Source organism: Thioalkalivibrio sp. ALE9, from assembly GCF_000377445.1.
Taxonomy (GTDB): domain Bacteria; phylum Pseudomonadota; class Gammaproteobacteria; order Ectothiorhodospirales; family Ectothiorhodospiraceae; genus Thioalkalivibrio.
On the sequence record NZ_KB898122.1, the window covers coordinates 299,228 to 315,983 of the forward strand.

Below are 16,756 nucleotides of genomic sequence, written 5' to 3' on the forward strand. Positions count from 1 at the left end.
AGCGGACTCATATGACCCCGTCGAGCCGCAGGTAGCCGATCAGGAACAGCACGGCCAGCACACCGGCCAGCACGTAGAGCCAGTTGGACAGCGTGGGGTTGTTGGGGCGGCTGAAGAAGGCCGCCCACAGCGCCAGCAGGATGAGGACGAAAAAGAAGAACAGGAAGCGCATGCGTCAGGCTCCTTCCGGGACGGCGTAGGGGAGATCGACCACCTCGGCCGTTGCGCCATCCGGGGCACCCCAGCGCAGCTCGCCTTCCGCGGCGGCCACCTGCACGACCGCAAGGGCGGAGTAGAGCCCGTCCGGGTGGAGTTCGGCCGCGACGATCTCGCCATCCGACTGCTCCGGCTTGCCGTCCGCGCGAAAGACCGGCGAGCCGGGTTGCGGCGGGGTCTGGGTATGGATGGCCAGGCGGAACATGCGCCGCTTGAGCTTGCCGAGGTAGTGCATGCGCGCCACCACCTCCTGCCCCGGGTAGCAGCCCTTCTCGAAACTGATCGCGCCGAGGGCGTGCAGGTTCAGCATCTGCGGGACGAACATCTCGGTGGTTTCCTCCACCACCGTCGGGACGCCGGCAAGGATGTCCAGCAGTGCCCAGTCACGCGGGCCCACCGGGGCCGCGTGGACGTTCAGGCTGTCCCAGGCGCGGCGCATGGCGTCGATCTCGCCGAACAGTTCGAAGCGCGGGTGCATTCCGGGTACCCGGACGACGGTCACGCCATTCTTCTCGACCACCTCTTCCGGCGCGCCGGGACACACGCCCAGAGCGTTGGTCAGCTCCTTCTCGGCATCCGGTCCGGAAAAGCCGAAGTGGATGCGGGAGTCCCCGGCGTGCTCGATGATCACGTTCGCGCGCAGCACGAACATCTGCAGGCGCTTGGCGACCGGCTCGATCCGGTCCGCCGGCATCTCGAGCAGGTAGCCGTCCGCCGTGCGCAGCACGCGGAACACGGCATAGGCCCGCCCCTTGGGGCTGGAGTAGCTGGAGAGCTGGCTGTGCTGCGCGTCCACCGCGTGGATGTCGTTGCCGAACTGCCCCTGCAGGAAGTCGGTGGCGTCGTCGCCGCGCACCTCCAGCAGACCGCGGTGGGAGAGGTCGCAGATCACCTCGCCGTTGACGGCCATGCGGCGCTCGCGCTCCGGGTTGCCGTAGTGCAGGAGGTCGTCCTCCTCGAACTCGGCGCCGGCGTCGATCAAGTGGTGTTTCCAGTCTTCGCGCATCGGGATTCTCCTGTGGCAGTGCTCGTCGCCGCGCGCCGCCGGACCGATTCGCCATCGGTGGCCGGGACGCCCGGAAAGGCAGCGCTGCACTGGATTGAGGTGGTAAGCTGAACCAAGCGGCTCGATAGTAGACGAACCTTTCACAGGGTGTCAGCCCTGGATTCTTTATCTTTGTTCAAGGGGGTGGCATGACTCGGCAGGGACGTCCCGTCTTTCTGGATTTGCGCAAGATCCGACTGCCGCTGAATGCCGTGGTCTCCATTCTGCACCGGATTACCGGCGTCTTCCTGATTCTGTCGATTCCCGTGCTGCTTTGGCTGCTGGACCGCTCCCTGGCCAGCCCCGCGGGCTTCGCACAGGTGATCGCGATCATCCACCATCCGCTCGGCCTGGCGGCGCTGGCGCTCGGGCTGTGGTGGCTGCTGCATCACCTGTTCGCCGGCATTCGCTACCTGCTGATGGAATTCGGTATCGGGGAGGATCGCGAGGGCTCGCTGCGCACGGCGCGTGATGCGCTGTACGCCGGCCTTCTGGCCACCGCGCTGGTTTGGCTGGGGCTGGTGCTGTGAAGTTGTTGAGCGGACAGCGCGCCTGGCTGCTGCAACGCATCACGGCGGTCTATGTGGGCGTGTACGTGATCCTCGCCCTGGGGTTCTTCGTGCTGGCCGCGCCGGCGGACCATGCGGCCTGGCTGGCGGTGATGGGACACCCGGTGGTGGGGCTGCTGACAGCCGTGTTCGTGTTGCTGCTCTGGCTGCATGCGTGGATCGGCCTGCGCGATGTGGTGATGGACTACGTGCACGCCCCCGGTTCACGGCTTGTGGTGTTCGTGCTCGGTGGCGGCGGGTTGCTCCTGACGGGCCTGTGGGCGTTATTCATACTGATTCGAGCGGGGCTTGCATGAAGGGACTGGCATGAACGTGGCACGGCGCAAATTCGACGCGCTGATCATCGGCGCCGGCGGCGCGGGCCTGCGCGCCGCGCTGCAGCTGTCCAACGGCGATGCCCAGGTCGCGGTGGTCTCCAAGGTGTTTCCCACGCGCTCGCACACGGTGGCCGCGCAGGGCGGGGTGAACGCCGCGCTGGCCAACGTGCTGCCGGACTCCTGGCACTGGCACATGTTCGACACCGTGAAGGGATCGGACTATCTGGGCGATCAGGACGCAATCGAATACATGTGCCGCGCCGCGCCCAAGGTGGTCTACGAGCTGGACCACTTCGGCGTGCCGTTCTCGCGCCTGGACAACGGCAATATCTACCAGCGCGCATTCGGCGGGCAGAGCCAGAACTTCGGCCAGGACCAGGCGGCGCGCACCTGTGCGGCAGCTGACCGCACCGGGCACGCCATTCTGCACTCGCTGTACCAGCAGAACCTGCGCGCGCGTACGCACTTTTTCGACGAGTACTTCGCGGTGGACCTGCTGCGCGACGAGCAGGGCTTCGTGCTGGGCGTGCTGGCCTTCGAGATCCTGACCGGCGAGCCGATCGTGATCGAGGCGAAGACCACGCTGATCGCCACCGGCGGGGCGGGGCAGTTGTTCCGCACCACCACCAACGCCCTGATCAATACCGGCGACGGCATGGCGATGGCCCTGCGCGCCGGGGTGCCGCTGGAGGACATGGAGTTCGTGCAGTTCCACCCGACCGGCATCGCCGGACGCGGGATGCTGATTACCGAGGGCGCGCGCGGCGAGGGCGGCTTCCTGGTCAACGCCGACGGCGAGCGTTTCATGGAGCGCTATGCCCCAAGGGCAAAGGACCTGGCCTCGCGCGACGTGGTCAGCCGCTCCATTGCCACCGAGGTGCGCGAAGGTCGTGGCTGCGGGCGTAACCGCGATCACGTGTTGCTGGACCTGCGCCACCTTGGCGCGGATGCGATTCGCCATCGGTTGCCGGGTATTCGCGAGGCGAGCATGACCTTCCTCGGCGTGGACCCGATCGAGGCCCCGATCCCGGTGTTCCCGACCTGCCACTACAGCATGGGCGGGATCCCGACCAATCGCTTCGGCCAGGTGGTGGCGCCGGTCAAGGACACCCCGGAGGACCCGGTGCCGGGGCTGTACGCGGCCGGGGAGGCCGCCTGTGTCTCCGTACACGGGGCCAACCGCCTGGGCGGCAACTCGCTGCTGGACATCCTGGTATTCGGACGTGCGGCGGCCAACCATATCCTCGAATACCTGCGCGAGAACCACTACCACCGGCCGCTGGACGAAACGGCGGTGGAGCAGGCGATGGCACGACTGACGCGCTGGGACCGCAAGGACCCGGGCGACGGCTCCTCCGAGCAGGTCGAACCGCTCAAGCGCGAACTGCGCAAGGTGATGGAGGACCACTGCTCGGTATTCCGCAGCGACCAGGTGATGCGCGAGGGGGTGGAGAAGGTCCGCGCGCTGCGCGAGCGCCTGAACCATGCAGTGATCGCGGACCACTCCGCCACCTTCAACACCGCACGGGTGGAGGCGATGGAGCTGGAGAACCTGATGGACTGCGCGATCGCGACCATCCGCTCCGCGCTGGGGCGCGAGGAGAGCCGCGGTGCGCATTCGCGCATCGACTTCCCCGAGCGCGACGACCAGCACTGGCTCAAGCACAGCCTGTACTCGCTGGCGGACGACAGCCTCGACTACAAGCCGGTGCGCACCCAGCCGAACACCGTGGCCTCGTTCCCGCCGAAGGAGCGCGTGTACTGATGGCCTGTCGGGAATGCAACGCTCTGCGGGATGCGGTTCGCGCCGCGAACCGCATCAGCAGGCGCTGAAGGAAGGTACGGATGGAATTCTCGATCTACCGCTTCAATCCTGAGACGGATACGCTGCCGAAGATGCAGCGCTTCACCCTGCCCGACGACCAGGTCGAGCCGGGGATGATGCTGCTGGATGCGCTGCTGTTGCTGAAGGAGCAGGACGATTCCCTGGGCTTTCGCCGCTCCTGTCAGCACGGGGTCTGCGGCTCCGACGGCATGAACATCAACGGAATGAACGGTCTGGCTTGCATCACGCCGCTGGCGGATCTGGAGGCGCCGGTCACGCTGCGCCCGTTCCCGGGGATGCCGGTGATCCGCGACCTGATCGTGGACATGGGCAACTTCTGGGACCAGTACCGCAAGGCCGAGCCCTGGCTGGTCAACGACAGCCCGGAGCCCGAGGTCGAGCGCGAGCAGAGCCCGGAGGATCGTGACCAGCTGGATGGTCTGTACGAATGCATCCTGTGCGGCTGCTGTTCCGCCGCCTGTCCGTCGTACTGGTGGAATCCGGACAAGTTCCTCGGCCCGGCCGCATTGCTGCAGGCCGCGCGTTTTATCCAGGACAGCCGCGACGAGGCCACCGATCACCGCCTGGCCGAGCTGGACGATGCCTGGAAACTCTACCGCTGCCACACCATCATGAACTGCACCCAGGTCTGCCCGAAGGGCCTGAACCCGAGCCGGGCCATCAGCGACATCCGCCGCACCATGCTGAAAAAGTCGCTGTGAGTGGATGGATGCCCAAAGGTGGTTTAGCCCCCGTGGGAGCCTGCTTGCAGGCGAATGCCCCTGCCAAAGCCAGACGCGGGCAGGGGCTTCGCCTGCAAGCAGGCTCCTACGGGGGGGCTGGACGGGCGTTTTGGTGATGGAACCCGACAGCCGTACTCGCTGGCGCTGCCGCCGCGGGATGCTGGAGAACGACTGGCTGCTCGGGCAGTTTCTCGCGCAGGGATATGCGCAACTGGACCAGGAGGGTCGCGATGCCTTCGAGCGCCTGCTCGACTACCCCGACAATGTGCTGCTGGACGTGGTCATGGGTCGCCAGACCACGGTGGACGACGGGATAGCCCGGCTTGTCCCGGCGATCCGCGCCGCCGCTGCGGCTGCACCTTCGGCCTGACCTGGTTCTTCCCCGGCTCGCGCTCGCGGGCCAGATCCTTCTGCTGCTGGCGGTCGTGGGGTACGTGCTCGCATACAGTCCGTTGTGGACATTGATGCCCGTGTTCGGGCTGGCGGTTGCCGGGTGGGTATGGCAAGGACGGACACGGCCGCCGCCCTGGGACTGGCTGGGCCAGACGCCCGATGGCGCGACGTGGCTGGCCACGGCCGAAGGACTGCGCCAGGAGCGGGTGGACTGGGTGGAGATCCTGCCCGATACCCGGGTGCTGCGCGGGATGGTGATCCTGGTGGTCCGGCTCCCGGAGACCGGTCGGGTCCGGCGTCTCTGGCTGCACGCGGGCCGGTTGCACCCGGAGGACCTGCGCCGCTTGCGCATGCGCCTGCGCTGGCCTCCGGGGCGCGATGAAGCGGATCCCGGCTGGCGGGTGCGGCTTCGCGCTGGGCTGGAGCGGGGCGTTGCTATACTGGCCAAAAGCCGAGTACCCGGAGGCCCGAGCATGGCTGGACCCGACAATGCGCAGGTGATGGTGGACGTCTCGCATCTGCTGAGCGACGAGCCCGATCACGTCTACAGTGAAGAAGAACTCGACGCGATCGAGGAGCTGGACCCGGAACTCGCGCTGCGTCTGGACCGTGCCCAGACCCATGCGCAGCGCGAGGCGGCGGACGTGCCCGCCGACGGTCCGATCGACGAGGACGCCGTGCGCGCCGCGATCGAGGAGGCGCGGCGAATCCTGATGCAGGACGGGGGCGATATCGAGTTCGTCGAACTCGATGGGCGCACCGTGCGGGTTCGGTTGAAGGGAGCCTGTGTCGGCTGCCCGCGTTCCACGCTGGATCTCAAGAATGTCGTCGAACGCCTGGTCCGCTCGCGGGCACCGGGCGTGGCCAGCGTCGCGAATACCTTCTGACGGCTGCCTTCAGGCCGGGCCGGAGCCCAGACGGCGCAGCAGTTGCCGGAGGCGTCCCGGCCCGAACCCGTGTACCCGCTTGAAGGCCTTGCGAAAGGCAGCCTCCGAGGTATAGCCCACCGCGTCCATCACGCTGGCGACCGACTCGCGGCCATCGCGCAGCAGCCGCTCGGCCAGGACCATGCGCCACTGCGTCAGGTAGTCGATGGGGGTCTGCCCGACCAGGGTGTGGAAGCGCTCGGCGAAGCTGCTGCGCGACATGGCCGCCTCGCTGGCGAGGCCTTCCAGGGTCCAGCTCGCCTCGGGCCGGGCGTGCAGGGCATCCAGCGCGCGACGGATGCGGTCATCCGCCAGGGCCGCGATCAGGGATCCCTCCGAGTGCTCGCGCTGGGTGCAGATGTGATGGCGCACGGCCATCACGAACAGCGTATCCGCCAGACGATCCAGCACCGGCCGGTAGCCCGAGGAACGCTCCGCGAGTTCGATGTTCATGAGATCCGCCAGATGCGCCAGGCGTTCGCCCGATTCGCGACGGCGGATGATGATGTGGTCGGGGAGAGCGGCCAGGATCGGGTTGCGCCGGCCGGAATCGAACTCGAAGTGCCCGCACAGGAGCTGCGTGACCGGGGTGTCCGGCGGATCCGCACCCTCCACCAGCGTCAGGTGGTTGTCCCGATCGGGCACGGTGTCGCGGCTGGCCATCAGGTGCCAGTCGTCGTGGGGCAGCAACAGCAGATCGCCGGCCTCCATCCAGACCGGGGCCATATCCTCCATGTGCAGATAGCAGCCGCCTTCGCCGACCAGGTGAAAGCTGGCATTCCCCGAACCCGCGGTGCTGAGCTGCCATTCCCCGCACAGCCGCGGGTTGGTGTCGATGCGCGCGCGCAGGTTGTAGGCCGCCAGTACCGTCGACAGCACATCTTCGTGCGGGCTGATATCCATTGAACGTCCTTTTCCCTTGTGGTTGGGACTCACCTTAGACCGTTGCGCCCCGGGTTTCCGCCGTTTTGTGGTCATAAGGGGGGGGGATCTGGACGCTCGAACATAAACGCCGGCGTCTGACCCCGCGTACTGGCGACGCGGTCGGTCTAGGCTTTCATCCAGTAGCAGACGAAATGGAGAAGGGCATCATGGGCGCGACGGGAAACTTGATGGTACGGATACAGGGCTGGCTTGACTGGACGCGCGGCGCGGATTTCCTGGCGCCCTTGCTGTTGCGGCTTTACCTCGCCCCCATCTTCTGGATGGCGGGGACCAACAAGCTGGACGGGCTGCTGCCGAAGGAAAGCGTGGTGATGTGGTTCGGCAACGCGGACTGGGGCCTGGGCATGCCGTTCCCGTATCTGATGGTGTTGTTGTCGGCCTATGCCGAGGTGCTGGGCGCGATCGCGCTGCTGCTTGGGCTGGCCACGCGCTGGTTCTCCATCCCGCTGATGATCACGATGGTCGTGGCGGCGGTCACCGTGCATCTCGAACACGGCTGGCAGCGCATCTCCGACCCGATGATGTGTCTGTTCAACTGTTCCGGGATCGAGCAGGCGCAGATGCGCCTGGACCGGGCCAAGTCCATCCTGCAGGAACACGGCAACTATAACTGGCTGACCGAGACCGGGAACTTTGCCATCGTCAACAACGGGATCGAGATGGCCGCGACCTTTTTCGTGATGCTGCTGGTCCTGTTCTTCTGGGGGGCGGGGCGCTATGTCAGCATCGACTACTACATCCGTCGGAGGATGATGGGCAGGGGATAACACCAAGAGCTGTGCGAGCAGCCATTACTGAACGGGGCCGGGTTCTATAGCTCAAGGGTCTATAACCCAAGGATCTATAAGCCAAGGGTCCATAATCGCAAGACGAGGAGTGACATCATGAAGACCGATCTGTTTTCCACCAAGACCCTCGCCGGGGCCGTCGGCAGCGCGGCGATCGGTATGGCCATGGCCACCAGCCCGGTGTTCGCATCGGCCGACCTGAACCACGGCTATCAGCAGGGTGGCCAGTCGCCGCTGATGCTGGCCGAAGGGGCCTGCGGAGAAGGTACCTGCGGCGGTGCCGGAGAACCCAAGGACAGCGAAGGTAGCTGTGGCGAAGGCACCTGCGGCGGATCCGGCGACGACAAGGATTCCGAAGGGGCCTGTGGCGAGGGGACCTGTGGCGGCTAGGAGCGTCAGGCCCGTCAACCCGGCCCGCGTCAGCGGTGCCGGGCTCGGTTTGCGGCGGGCCCTTCTGGGCCCGCTGGCCGAGGCCCCGGAGGCGACGGAACGCCTGGGCTTCTTCGAGGCGGCGCCGGAGAACTGGATGCACCTGGGCGGACGCCTGGGGCGCATCTTTCGCGAATATACCGAGGCCCAGCCCTTTGTCTGCCACGGGCTGTCCCTCGACATCGGCGGGCCGCGCCCGCTGGACCGAACCTTCCTGCAGGACCTGCGGACCTTCCTGGATACTCACGGGATCGAGGATTACAGCGAGCATCTCTCGGCCTGTGGCGATGGCCAGGGGCATCTGTATGATCTGATGCCGATCCCGTTTACCGAGGCGGCGGTGCACTACGTGGCCGACCGCGTACGTCAGGTACAGGACATCCTCGGGCGCCGGATGGCCCTGGAGAACGTCTCGTATTACACCCCGGTGGGGGCCGAACTCGACGAGATCACGTTTGTTCGCGCGGTGCTGGAGGAGGCCGACTGCGACCTGCTGCTGGACGTGAACAACGTGGTCGTCAACAGCATCAACCACGGCTACGCGCCGACCGAGTTTCTCGACGCGATGCCCCTGGAGCGGGTGCGCTATCTGCATATCGCGGGGCACGAGGCCGAGGCGCCGGATCTGCGCGTCGATACCCATGGCCAGCCGATCTGCAGCGATGTCTGGGATCTGCTGGGCGAGACCTACGCGCGCATCGGCCCGGTGCCGACGCTGCTCGAGCGTGATTTCAATTTCCCGCCGCTGGAGGAGCTCCTGGCGGAGACCAACCGCATCCGCGATATGCAGCTCCAGGCGCGGGCAGGGCAGGAAGAGCGTATCCTGCATGCCTGAGACCGACTTCCAGCAGATCCAGGCGTCATTCGCGCGGCATCTGCGCGACCCCGAACGCTACCCGGCGCCGGAAGGCATCGAGAGCCGGCGCCTGGCGATCTACCGGCGGCTGTTCTTCAACAACGTGGCGAACCTGCTGGCCAGGGGGTTTCCGGTCTTGCGCGGGTTGCTGGAAGCCGCCGCATGGGAACAGCTGGTACGCGATTTCTACCGTGATCATGGCAGCGAGACGCCGTACTTCCCGCAACTGGCGGCGGAGTTTGTGCGCTACCTGGCGGACGAGCGTTCGGGGCAGCCCGGTGATCCGCCGTTTCTGGCGGAGCTGGCCCATTACGAGCGGGTCGAGACGGAACTGGTCTACGCCGAGGATACGCGCCCTGCGGACCTCGACCGCACGGGCGACCTGATGACCGGGGTCCCGGTGTTCTCCGCCACCGCGCGTCTGCTCGCCTACGAGTATCCGGTGCATCGCATCGGGGCGGAGTTCCAGCCGGAACAGCCGGGTGAGGTCCCGACCTATCTGCTGGCCTATCGCTCGGGCGAGGAGCGGGTGCGCTTCGCCGAGCTGAATCCGCTCGGTGCCCGCCTGCTGTGGCGTGTGCTCGAGGCGCCGGCGACGGGCGCCGAACAGATCCGTCGGGTGGCTGGCGATTTCGAACTGGAGGTCACCGATGACCTGGTCGCCAGTGGCCGCCAGCTCCTGGAGCACTACCGTGGCCTGGGCGCCATTGTGGGGACGCGGCCGGAAGGCGTTTCCGGCTGAGGGAGAGGGACTGGACGCCGGCACCGCAGACCCGGACGCCCGGGCATGGGAAAGGCCGGTGAAAGACGCTAGATACTGAAACAGAAAGCCTTGGGGAAACATTGATCAGCGTTTCCCCGGTTTCAGTGAGGCGAGCGTCAATGGGCGGCAAGCTGAGGGGCTGGTTCAGGTATCTGGTAGACGGAGTCGGGCGTCGAGTGCCGAGGGCTGATGTCCTCCGGGTTCCTCGGCGGCACCGGATACGGGCCCAACTGCGCCGGCACAGCGTCGCCATGATCTCGCTGATGATCGCGATCTCCTCCCTCGGCTACAACACCTGGCGCAACGAGACATCGGAACTGCACCGCAACTGGCGCCAGGCGTCCTTCGAACTGACGCGCGAGATCAACGAACTCCAGCAGGTAGTTCTTTACCGGCGTTATTTCCATCCGGTCGAGAGCGATGTGCCAGCCGGGATTGGCGATGCGGAAACCTGGATACGGGGCTGGGGCCGCGCGGCCAGCGTACGGGATCTGACCTCCGTCCTACCGGATCCACTGCCGGCGCATGGGCTCCATCTGCACACTACCTGGGCGCAGCATGCGCGGCACCTGCACGGGGACGACGAATTGGCCCGCGAGGCGGAGGAGGCGCTGCTGACGGCTCTGGACGACACCCGCGACTCGGTTCTGGAGCTCATCCGGAATCTGCGGTGAGGCCGGGGCCGGTGGTTCAGTAACCCAGCTCGAGCGCGGACTCGTCGAGGGCGGCGGCCTGCTCGCGCAGGGTGAGGATGTGGTCTTCCCAGTAGCGCGGGGTGTAGAAGACCGGGAAGCCATCGATGAAGGCCGGGTCGTCGGCGCGGCGGGCCAGCCAGGCGGCATGCCGCAGGATGCGCAGCGTGCGCAGCGGGGCGATCAGCCCAAGCTCGCGCCGATCCAGCGGCACGAAGGTCTCGTAGCCCTCCAGCAGGGCCTGCATCTGCCACGCCATCTCCGGGGGCTCGCCGGACAGGAACATCCACAGATCCTGCATCGCCGGACCGGTGCAGGCATCGTCCAGATCCACGAAGTGCGGCCCGTCGTCGGTCCACAGGATGTTGCCGGGATGGGTGTCGCCATGCAGGCGCAGCTGCTGGACCGGGCCAATGCTGTCGAGTGTGCGCTGGATGCGCTGCAGCAGGTCGGCGCTGAGGTCGCGGTAGACCGATTCCAGTTCCAGTGGCAGATAGCCGGAGGCGAGCACGGCCCGGCGCGCTTCCTCGCCACGTGGCACGGGATCCAGTACCGGACGCTCGCGAAAACGGTCGGCGCGCCCGACCTCGTGGATACGCGCGATGAAGCGGCCAATGCGCACCAGCGTCTCGCGCTGCTCCAGATCCGGCGCGCGGCCACCGCAGCGCGGGTAGACGGCGAACAGGAAGCCCGCGTGTTCGTGCAGCGTTTCGCCCCGGTCGTCCGCCAGCGGGGCAACCACCGGGACCTCGCGCGCGGCGAGTTCCTGGCTGAAGGCATGTTCCTCGCGGATGGCATCCGGCGACCAGCGCCCGGGCCGGTAGAACTTGGCGATTACCGGCGTGGCGTCCTCGATGCCGACCTGGTAGACCCGGTTCTCGTAGCTGTTCAGCGCCAGCAGGCGCCCGTCGCAGCGCAGACCGGTGGTCTCGACCGCGTCGAGGATGACCCCGGGCTTCAGTGCATCGTACGGATGCGGTTGCGATGTGCTCATCCTTGCAGTGTACGGGTTTGCCGCGCATGGTTTCGCCGAGATGCACGCGAGGAACCGCGCTTGAACCGTTACTACTGGGGGCTGCTGGCCGCACTGACAGCTCTGGTCGGCGTCTGGCTGCTGGCTGGAGTAGGGACGGGGCTGGACGTCGAGAGCCTGAAGGCCGCACGCGGGGAGATCGAGGTGTGGCGGGATGCACGGCCCCTGTCCACGGCCGTGTTGTTCTTTGTGGTGTATGCGGTGGTCGCCGCGTTTTCCGTGCCGGGCATCGTGGTGATGACCCTGGCGGGCGGTGCCCTGTTCGGGGTGGTCTGGGGGACGTTGCTGTCGTCACTGGCCTCCACGCTGGGCGCAACGCTGACCTTCCTGGCAGCCCGCGCGCTGGCGCGCGATGCGGTGCAGCGGCGTTACGGCCGGCAGCTGGGGCGGATCAATGAAGGCTTCGTCCGCGAGGGCGCGTTCTATCTTTTCGCGTTACGGATGATTCCGGTGTTTCCGTTCCTGCTGGTGAATGCCGGGATGGGGCTCCTGCCGATCCGGACCTGGACCTATTTCTGGGTGTCGCTGGTGGGGATGCTGCCGGCCACGGTCGTTTTCGCCAATGCCGGTACGCAGTTGGGGCAGTTGCAGGGGCTGGACGGGCTGCTGTCGCCGGTGCTGCTGCTGTCCCTGGTTGCGACGGGTGTGTTTCCGCTCCTGGCGCGCTGGGGCGTGACCGCGGTTCGCTCCCGGCGCCGGCACGCCGGCAGGGGCTGATTCGGGTACCGTATCTGCATGTGCGCATGTAATGCGGATGCGCGGTAAGCTGTGACTTTGGAACGAGAGGCGCGGGATTGCAGTCTCAAGGCTTTCGGGATCGATTTGCCTGTCCGCCGAGTGCACTGCCAGGCCCAAGGAGAGTTAATTACATGACATTGAATATTCTTCTGCGCCAGGGTCAGGCGGCACTTCTCGCGCTGGGTCTGCTGGGGCTCGCCATGGCGGTGCAGGCGGAAGACGAGCCGCTGGATCGACCGATCGAAAAGGTGCTGGAGCCGATCCAGCTGACCGACCGGGTCTACTACTTCTATGGCTCGCTCGAGAACCGCACGCCGGTCAATCTGGGGTTCACCAACAACACCGGTTTTGTGGTCACGGACGAGGGCGTGGTGCTGATCGATTCGGGCCCGAGCTACAAGGTAGCCCAGCGCATGGAAAAGGCGATTGCCGGCGTGACCGACAAGCCGATCACGCACGTGATCTCCGTAGGCTCGCAGGACCATCGCTGGCTGGGGAACGGGTACTTCCACGAGCAGGGCGCGGAACTGGTGGCACTCCAGCGGACCGCGAGTACCCAGGCCGAACGGGGCGAGGGGCAAATCGCCTCGCTGGCCAACTCCGTGGGTGAGGAGGCGATGGAGGGCACCGAGCCCGTTCCGGCACCGAACCCCGTGGATGCCGATGAGTACACCCTGAGCGTGGGCGGCGTGGACTTCGAGCTGATCTATGCCGGGGATGCCCATTTCCCGGGTGACATCATGGTCCATCTGCCGGGCGAGGACGTCGTCTTTACCGGCGATATCGTCTATACCGAGCGCATGCTGGGGATTCATCCGTTCAGCAACCCGGTGGAAAAGCTGGAGGCCTTCCGGCACCTGGAGTCCATTGACCCGGAGATTGTGGTGCCGGGTCATGGCCGCGCGACGGATATGGCCGAGGCGCGCCAGGATACCGGTGATTACCTTGAGTTGCTGGTGCGCGAAGTGCGCGCGGGGATCGAAGACTGGGAATCCCTGAGCGAGGTGGTGGACCGACTCGCGGATCTGGAAGAGTTCAAGCATCTGCGTCATTACGATGACTGGCACCGCCCGAACGTGAACCGGACCTACCTGTTTATCGAAGGCAACATGTAAGTCGGCCTTCGGGAATCCCGGCAGCCGGCCGGGAAACCTGCCGACGGCGCGGGGCGTGTGATACGCTTCGCGCCGTTGTCGTTTCCGGCAATTCCAATCTTTTACACGCGACGTTCGACCCCGCGTATGGGTCGGCGAAGGAGCCTCGCAATGCCCGCAGTAACCCTCCCCGACGGCAGCCGCCGCGAGTTCGATCATCCGGTCACCGTGCTGGATGTGGCCAAGGACATCGGTCCGGGCCTCGCCAAGGCGACCCTGGCCGGCAAGGTGAATGGCCAGCTGGTCGATGCCCGCCACGAGATCGACGATGACGCCGAACTCGCGATCGTGACCGACCGCGACCCCGAGGGGGTGGAGATCATCCGGCATTCGACCGCGCACCTAATGGCGCAGGCGGTCAAGCAGCTCTTTCCCGAGGCCCAGGTCACCATCGGCCCGACCATCGAGAACGGCTTCTACTACGACTTTGCCTATGACCGCGGCTTCACGCCGGAGGATCTGGAGAAGATCGAGAAGCGGATGAAGGAGCTGGCCAAGCAGGACCTGCCGGTGGAGCGCTCGCTGATGGATCGCGACGAGGCGGTGAAGTACTTCCGCGACATGGGCGAGGAGTACAAGGCCGAAATCATTGCCAGCATCCCGCAGGGCGAGAACATCTCGCTGTACAAGCAGGGCGACTTCGTCGACCTCTGCCGCGGCCCGCATATCCCGTCCACCGGCAAGCTGAAGGCCTTCAAGCTGACCAAGGTGGCCGGCGCCTACTGGCGCGGCGACTCTGACAACGAGATGCTGCAGCGCATCTACGGCACCGCCTGGCCGAACAAGGACCAGCTGAAGGAATACCTGGAACGCCTGAAAGAGGCCGAGCGCCGCGACCACCGCAAGATCGGCCAGGAGCTGGATCTGTTCTCGATCCAGGACGAGGCCGGCGGCGGCCTGGTGTTCTGGCACCCGAAGGGCGCGCGCATTCGTCGCGAGATCGAGAAGTACTGGTACGACATGCACGAGAAGGCGGGTTACGACTTCGTCGTGTCGCCGCACATCGCGAACCTGGAGCTGTGGAAGACCTCCGGCCACGCGGACTTCTACGCTGAGTCCATGTACGAGCCGATGGAGGACGAGCATCAGGCCTTCCAGCTCAAGCCGATGAACTGCCCGTTCCATGTGCTGATGTACAAGGACCGGCTGCACTCCTACCGCGACCTGCCGCTGCGCTGGGCGGAGATGGGCACGGTGTACCGCCGCGAGATGTCCGGTGCGCTGCATGGGCTGATGCGTGTGCGCGGTTTCACCCAGGACGACGCCCATATCTTCTGCCGCGAGGACCAGATCGAGGCCGAGGTGATGGCGGTGATCGACCTGACGCTGGAGGTCCTGCAGACCTTCGGCTTCGAGAAGTTCGACGTGAACCTCTCGACCAAGCCCGAGGACGCGGTCGGCTCCGACGCGATCTGGGAGCACGCGACCGCTTCGCTGCGCTCGGCGATCGAGAAGAAGGGGCTGAAGTATTCGGTGGACGAGGGCGGCGGTGCGTTCTACGGACCGAAGATCGACATCAAGATCCACGACGCGATCGGCCGCGAATGGCAGTGCTCCACGGTACAGCTGGACTTCAACCTGCCCGAGCGCTTCGACATGGAGTACGTGGCCGAGGACAACGAGCGCCGTCGCCCGATCATGATCCACCGCGCGCTGCTGGGGTCGGTGGAGCGCTTCTTCGGCGTGCTGATCGAGCACTACGCCGGGCACTTCCCGACCTGGCTGGCGCCGGTGCAGGCCGAGGTGCTGACCATTACCGAGCGCCAGGACGACTACGCCCGCGAGGTCACCAAGACGCTGCGGGACAAGGGTTTCCGGGTCGAGTCCGACTTGAGAAACGAGAAGATCGGCTTTAAGATTCGCGAGCACACGCTCAAGCGCGTGCCGTATCTGCTGGTCCTTGGAGACAAGGAAATGGAAAACGGGCAGGTCGCGGTACGCACGCGAAGCGGAGAAGACCTCGGCGTGATGAGTCTCGAGGCCTTCGGCGAGCGCCTCCGGGAGGAGGTCGCGAGTCGCCAACACTGAACCTTGAACTGGAGAGAAGGCTATTAGCGCAGCGAAAACGGTCCGCCTGAACGATCAGATCACCAGCCCGCAAATCCGACTGATCGACGCCGAGGGCGAGAATCGCGGCGTCTGCAGTACTGCAGAGGCCCTGGAAATGGCCGCGGAAAGCGGTCTGGACCTGGTCGAAATCTCGCCGAATGCCGAGCCGCCCGTGGCCCGGATCATGGACTACGGCAAGTACAAGTTCGAGCAGGCGAAGAAGGCGCAGGAAGCCAAGAAGAAGCAGAAGCAGATCCAGATCAAGGAAGTGAAGTTTCGTCCGGGTACGGACGAGGGCGACTACAACGTCAAGCTTCGCAACCTGCGCCGCTTCATCGAGGCCGGCGACAAGGGTAAGGTCACCATCCGCTTTCGCGGGCGCGAGATGCGCCACCAGGAACTCGGTGGCGAGCTGCTCGACAAGATCGAGCAGGACATGGCCGATATTGCGGTCGTGGAACAGCGCCCGAAGATGGAAGGGCGCCAGATGATCATGGTGCTGACCGGCAAGAAGAAGTAGGCCGGTCAGACAACAAGGGCGGTCGGGTCTCCGCATACCCGTATCGCCTTTTCACAAACGGCCGGCCCGAATCGGGTACGGCCCCAAATGCCGGAGAGAGTAATGCCGAAGATCAAGACCAATCGGGGTGCGGCCAAGCGCTTCACCCGTACCGGGTCGGGGAAGTTCAAGCGGTTCCAGTCGCACCGCAGCCACATCCTGACCAAGAAGCCTACCAAGCGTAAGCGTCACCTGCGCAGTCCGGCGATGGTGCACGAGTCGGATGCCCCGGCCGTGCGCAAGCTGCTGCCGTACCGTTGAACTGACCGAGGAATCGAGACATGCCACGAGTCAAGCGCGGTGTAACCGCTCACGCCCGTCACAAGAAGGTCCTGAAGCAGGCCAAGGGCTACTACGGCGCCCGGAAGAACGTCTTCCGCGTTGCCAACCAGGCCGTCATCAAGGCCGGCCAGTACGCCTACCGTGACCGTCGCCAGAAGAAGCGCCAGTTCCGGTCGCTGTGGATCGTCCGCATCAATGCGGCGGCCCGTCAGTTCGATCTCTCCTACAGCCGCCTGATGGCGGGTCTGAAGAAGGCCGAGATCGAGATCGACCGCAAGAGCCTGGCCGATCTGGCCGTGCACGACCTGACCGCCTTCGGCAAGATCGCCGAAAAGGCCAAGGCCGCACTGCCGGCCTGAGCAGGATCCTGCAGGATTACCCGCCGGGCACTGCCTGGCGGGTCCCGGAAAGGGGAGGGTCGACGCCCTCCCTTT

Annotated in this window: 21 protein-coding genes; 17 read left to right on the forward strand and 4 right to left on the reverse strand. The window is 65.8% G+C overall.

Features of this window, described 5'->3' with window-relative positions; genetic code table 11:
- Positions 1 to 7: 7 nt before the first annotated feature.
- Entirely contained in the window at positions 8 to 172 is a 165-nt protein-coding gene (locus D106_RS15160; protein WP_012983248.1) for a hypothetical protein, read from the reverse strand.
- Positions 173 to 175: 3 nt separating this feature from the next.
- Positions 176 to 1,222: a folate-binding protein YgfZ gene (locus D106_RS0101390; RefSeq protein ID WP_018878965.1), complete on the reverse strand. Its 1,047-nt coding sequence runs from the start codon at positions 1,220 to 1,222 to the stop codon at positions 176 to 178.
- A gap of 188 nt (positions 1,223 to 1,410) precedes the next feature.
- Between D106_RS0101390 and sdhC the strand changes: the two genes are divergently transcribed.
- From sdhC to D106_RS0101420, 6 genes are all read left to right on the forward strand, one after another.
- Positions 1,411 to 1,791, forward strand: coding sequence for a succinate dehydrogenase, cytochrome b556 subunit (gene sdhC, locus D106_RS0101395; protein WP_018867304.1), 381 nt, complete (start codon positions 1,411 to 1,413; stop codon positions 1,789 to 1,791).
- Positions 1,788 to 2,126, forward strand: a complete 339-nt coding sequence (gene sdhD / locus D106_RS0101400) for a succinate dehydrogenase, hydrophobic membrane anchor protein (RefSeq protein ID WP_018878966.1) — start codon at positions 1,788 to 1,790, stop codon at positions 2,124 to 2,126. The genes sdhC and sdhD overlap by 4 nt, the downstream gene beginning before the upstream one ends.
- Positions 2,127 to 2,136: 10 nt before the next feature.
- Positions 2,137 to 3,912, forward strand: coding sequence for a succinate dehydrogenase flavoprotein subunit (gene sdhA / locus D106_RS0101405; protein ID WP_018878967.1), 1,776 nt, complete (start codon positions 2,137 to 2,139; stop codon positions 3,910 to 3,912).
- Positions 3,913 to 3,992: 80 nt separating this feature from the next.
- Complete coding sequence (locus D106_RS0101410) at positions 3,993 to 4,694, forward strand: succinate dehydrogenase iron-sulfur subunit (protein ID WP_018878968.1); 702 nt, start codon at positions 3,993 to 3,995, stop codon at positions 4,692 to 4,694.
- 136 nt (positions 4,695 to 4,830) lie between these two features.
- Complete coding sequence (locus D106_RS0101415; protein WP_019583600.1) at positions 4,831 to 5,085, forward strand: succinate dehydrogenase assembly factor 2; 255 nt, start codon at positions 4,831 to 4,833, stop codon at positions 5,083 to 5,085.
- Positions 5,039 to 5,995: a NifU family protein gene (locus D106_RS0101420; RefSeq protein ID WP_081620042.1), complete on the forward strand. Its 957-nt coding sequence runs from the start codon at positions 5,039 to 5,041 to the stop codon at positions 5,993 to 5,995. Before D106_RS0101415 ends, D106_RS0101420 begins: the two co-directional genes overlap by 47 nt.
- A gap of 9 nt (positions 5,996 to 6,004) precedes the next feature.
- Here the strand turns inward: D106_RS0101420 and D106_RS0101425 are convergent, their stop codons facing one another.
- Entirely contained in the window at positions 6,005 to 6,937 is a 933-nt protein-coding gene (locus tag D106_RS0101425) for an AraC family transcriptional regulator (protein ID WP_018867310.1), read from the reverse strand.
- Between the two features lie 173 nt (positions 6,938 to 7,110).
- Here D106_RS0101425 and D106_RS0101430 point away from each other — a divergent pair, with 173 nt between their 5' ends.
- The 5 genes from D106_RS0101430 to D106_RS0101450 all read left to right on the forward strand — a co-directional run bounded on the left by D106_RS0101430 (position 7,111) and on the right by D106_RS0101450 (position 10,489).
- Positions 7,111 to 7,746 carry a DoxX family protein gene (locus tag D106_RS0101430; RefSeq protein WP_018878970.1) on the forward strand — a complete coding sequence of 212 codons (636 nt, stop codon included), beginning with the start codon at positions 7,111 to 7,113 and terminating at the stop codon, positions 7,744 to 7,746.
- A gap of 117 nt (positions 7,747 to 7,863) precedes the next feature.
- A complete protein-coding gene (locus D106_RS0101435; protein ID WP_018878971.1) occupies positions 7,864 to 8,157 on the forward strand; it encodes a hypothetical protein in 294 nt (97 codons plus the stop codon).
- Positions 8,147 to 9,031 (forward strand): DUF692 domain-containing protein, encoded by an 885-nt coding sequence (locus D106_RS0101440; protein WP_026279281.1) that lies wholly within the window; start codon positions 8,147 to 8,149, stop codon positions 9,029 to 9,031. The genes D106_RS0101435 and D106_RS0101440 overlap by 11 nt, the downstream gene beginning before the upstream one ends.
- Positions 9,024 to 9,794 (forward strand): DUF2063 domain-containing protein, encoded by a 771-nt coding sequence (locus D106_RS0101445; protein ID WP_018878972.1) that lies wholly within the window; start codon positions 9,024 to 9,026, stop codon positions 9,792 to 9,794. The genes D106_RS0101440 and D106_RS0101445 overlap by 8 nt, the downstream gene beginning before the upstream one ends.
- A 272-nt stretch (positions 9,795 to 10,066) precedes the next feature.
- Complete coding sequence (locus D106_RS0101450; protein WP_018867315.1) at positions 10,067 to 10,489, forward strand: hypothetical protein; 423 nt, start codon at positions 10,067 to 10,069, stop codon at positions 10,487 to 10,489.
- A 16-nt stretch (positions 10,490 to 10,505) separates the two neighbouring features.
- Here D106_RS0101450 and D106_RS0101455 read toward each other — a convergent pair whose 3' ends face one another.
- A complete protein-coding gene (locus tag D106_RS0101455; RefSeq protein ID WP_018878973.1) occupies positions 10,506 to 11,501 on the reverse strand; it encodes a serine/threonine protein kinase in 996 nt (331 codons plus the stop codon).
- A 60-nt stretch (positions 11,502 to 11,561) separates the two neighbouring features.
- Here D106_RS0101455 and D106_RS0101460 point away from each other — a divergent pair, with 60 nt between their 5' ends.
- The 6 genes from D106_RS0101460 (at position 11,562) to rplT (ending at position 16,681) form a co-directional block, all read left to right on the forward strand.
- The gene (locus D106_RS0101460) at positions 11,562 to 12,257 is read left to right on the forward strand and encodes a TVP38/TMEM64 family protein (RefSeq protein ID WP_018878974.1); all 696 of its coding nucleotides are present in this window, start codon (positions 11,562 to 11,564) and stop codon (positions 12,255 to 12,257) included.
- A 152-nt stretch (positions 12,258 to 12,409) separates the two neighbouring features.
- Positions 12,410 to 13,393: an MBL fold metallo-hydrolase gene (locus tag D106_RS0101465; RefSeq protein WP_018876828.1), complete on the forward strand. Its 984-nt coding sequence runs from the start codon at positions 12,410 to 12,412 to the stop codon at positions 13,391 to 13,393.
- Between the two features lie 150 nt (positions 13,394 to 13,543).
- The gene (thrS, locus tag D106_RS0101470) at positions 13,544 to 15,460 is read left to right on the forward strand and encodes a threonine--tRNA ligase (protein WP_018867319.1); all 1,917 of its coding nucleotides are present in this window, start codon (positions 13,544 to 13,546) and stop codon (positions 15,458 to 15,460) included.
- A gap of 22 nt (positions 15,461 to 15,482) precedes the next feature.
- The gene (gene infC / locus D106_RS0101475; protein ID WP_081618407.1) at positions 15,483 to 16,001 is read left to right on the forward strand and encodes a translation initiation factor IF-3; all 519 of its coding nucleotides are present in this window, start codon (positions 15,483 to 15,485) and stop codon (positions 15,999 to 16,001) included.
- 102 nt (positions 16,002 to 16,103) lie between these two features.
- Positions 16,104 to 16,301, forward strand: a complete 198-nt coding sequence (rpmI, locus tag D106_RS0101480) for a 50S ribosomal protein L35 (RefSeq protein WP_017942014.1) — start codon at positions 16,104 to 16,106, stop codon at positions 16,299 to 16,301.
- A gap of 20 nt (positions 16,302 to 16,321) precedes the next feature.
- On the forward strand, positions 16,322 to 16,681 hold the full coding sequence (gene rplT / locus D106_RS0101485) for a 50S ribosomal protein L20 (RefSeq protein WP_017925358.1): 360 nt from the start codon (positions 16,322 to 16,324) through the stop codon (positions 16,679 to 16,681).
- Positions 16,682 to 16,756: the final 75 nt, after the last annotated feature.

Coding starts and splice junctions, on each gene's coding strand:
- sdhC (WP_018867304.1), top strand. CDS start 1,411: ATGACTCGGCAGGGACGTCCCGTCTTTCTGGATTTGCGCAAGATCCGA.
- D106_RS15160 (WP_012983248.1), bottom strand. CDS start 172: ATGCGCTTCCTGTTCTTCTTTTTCGTCCTCATCCTGCTGGCGCTGTGG.
- D106_RS0101455 (WP_018878973.1), bottom strand. CDS start 11,501: ATGAGCACATCGCAACCGCATCCGTACGATGCACTGAAGCCCGGGGTC.
- sdhA (WP_018878967.1), top strand. CDS start 2,137: ATGAACGTGGCACGGCGCAAATTCGACGCGCTGATCATCGGCGCCGGC.
- D106_RS0101415 (WP_019583600.1), top strand. CDS start 4,831: ATGGAACCCGACAGCCGTACTCGCTGGCGCTGCCGCCGCGGGATGCTG.
- D106_RS0101465 (WP_018876828.1), top strand. CDS start 12,410: ATGACATTGAATATTCTTCTGCGCCAGGGTCAGGCGGCACTTCTCGCG.
- rpmI (WP_017942014.1), top strand. CDS start 16,104: ATGCCGAAGATCAAGACCAATCGGGGTGCGGCCAAGCGCTTCACCCGT.
- rplT (WP_017925358.1), top strand. CDS start 16,322: ATGCCACGAGTCAAGCGCGGTGTAACCGCTCACGCCCGTCACAAGAAG.
- D106_RS0101410 (WP_018878968.1), top strand. CDS start 3,993: ATGGAATTCTCGATCTACCGCTTCAATCCTGAGACGGATACGCTGCCG.
- D106_RS0101435 (WP_018878971.1), top strand. CDS start 7,864: ATGAAGACCGATCTGTTTTCCACCAAGACCCTCGCCGGGGCCGTCGGC.
- D106_RS0101450 (WP_018867315.1), top strand. CDS start 10,067: ATGATCTCGCTGATGATCGCGATCTCCTCCCTCGGCTACAACACCTGG.
- thrS (WP_018867319.1), top strand. CDS start 13,544: ATGCCCGCAGTAACCCTCCCCGACGGCAGCCGCCGCGAGTTCGATCAT.
- D106_RS0101425 (WP_018867310.1), bottom strand. CDS start 6,937: ATGGATATCAGCCCGCACGAAGATGTGCTGTCGACGGTACTGGCGGCC.
- D106_RS0101445 (WP_018878972.1), top strand. CDS start 9,024: ATGCCTGAGACCGACTTCCAGCAGATCCAGGCGTCATTCGCGCGGCAT.
- D106_RS0101390 (WP_018878965.1), bottom strand. CDS start 1,222: ATGCGCGAAGACTGGAAACACCACTTGATCGACGCCGGCGCCGAGTTC.
- D106_RS0101430 (WP_018878970.1), top strand. CDS start 7,111: ATGGAGAAGGGCATCATGGGCGCGACGGGAAACTTGATGGTACGGATA.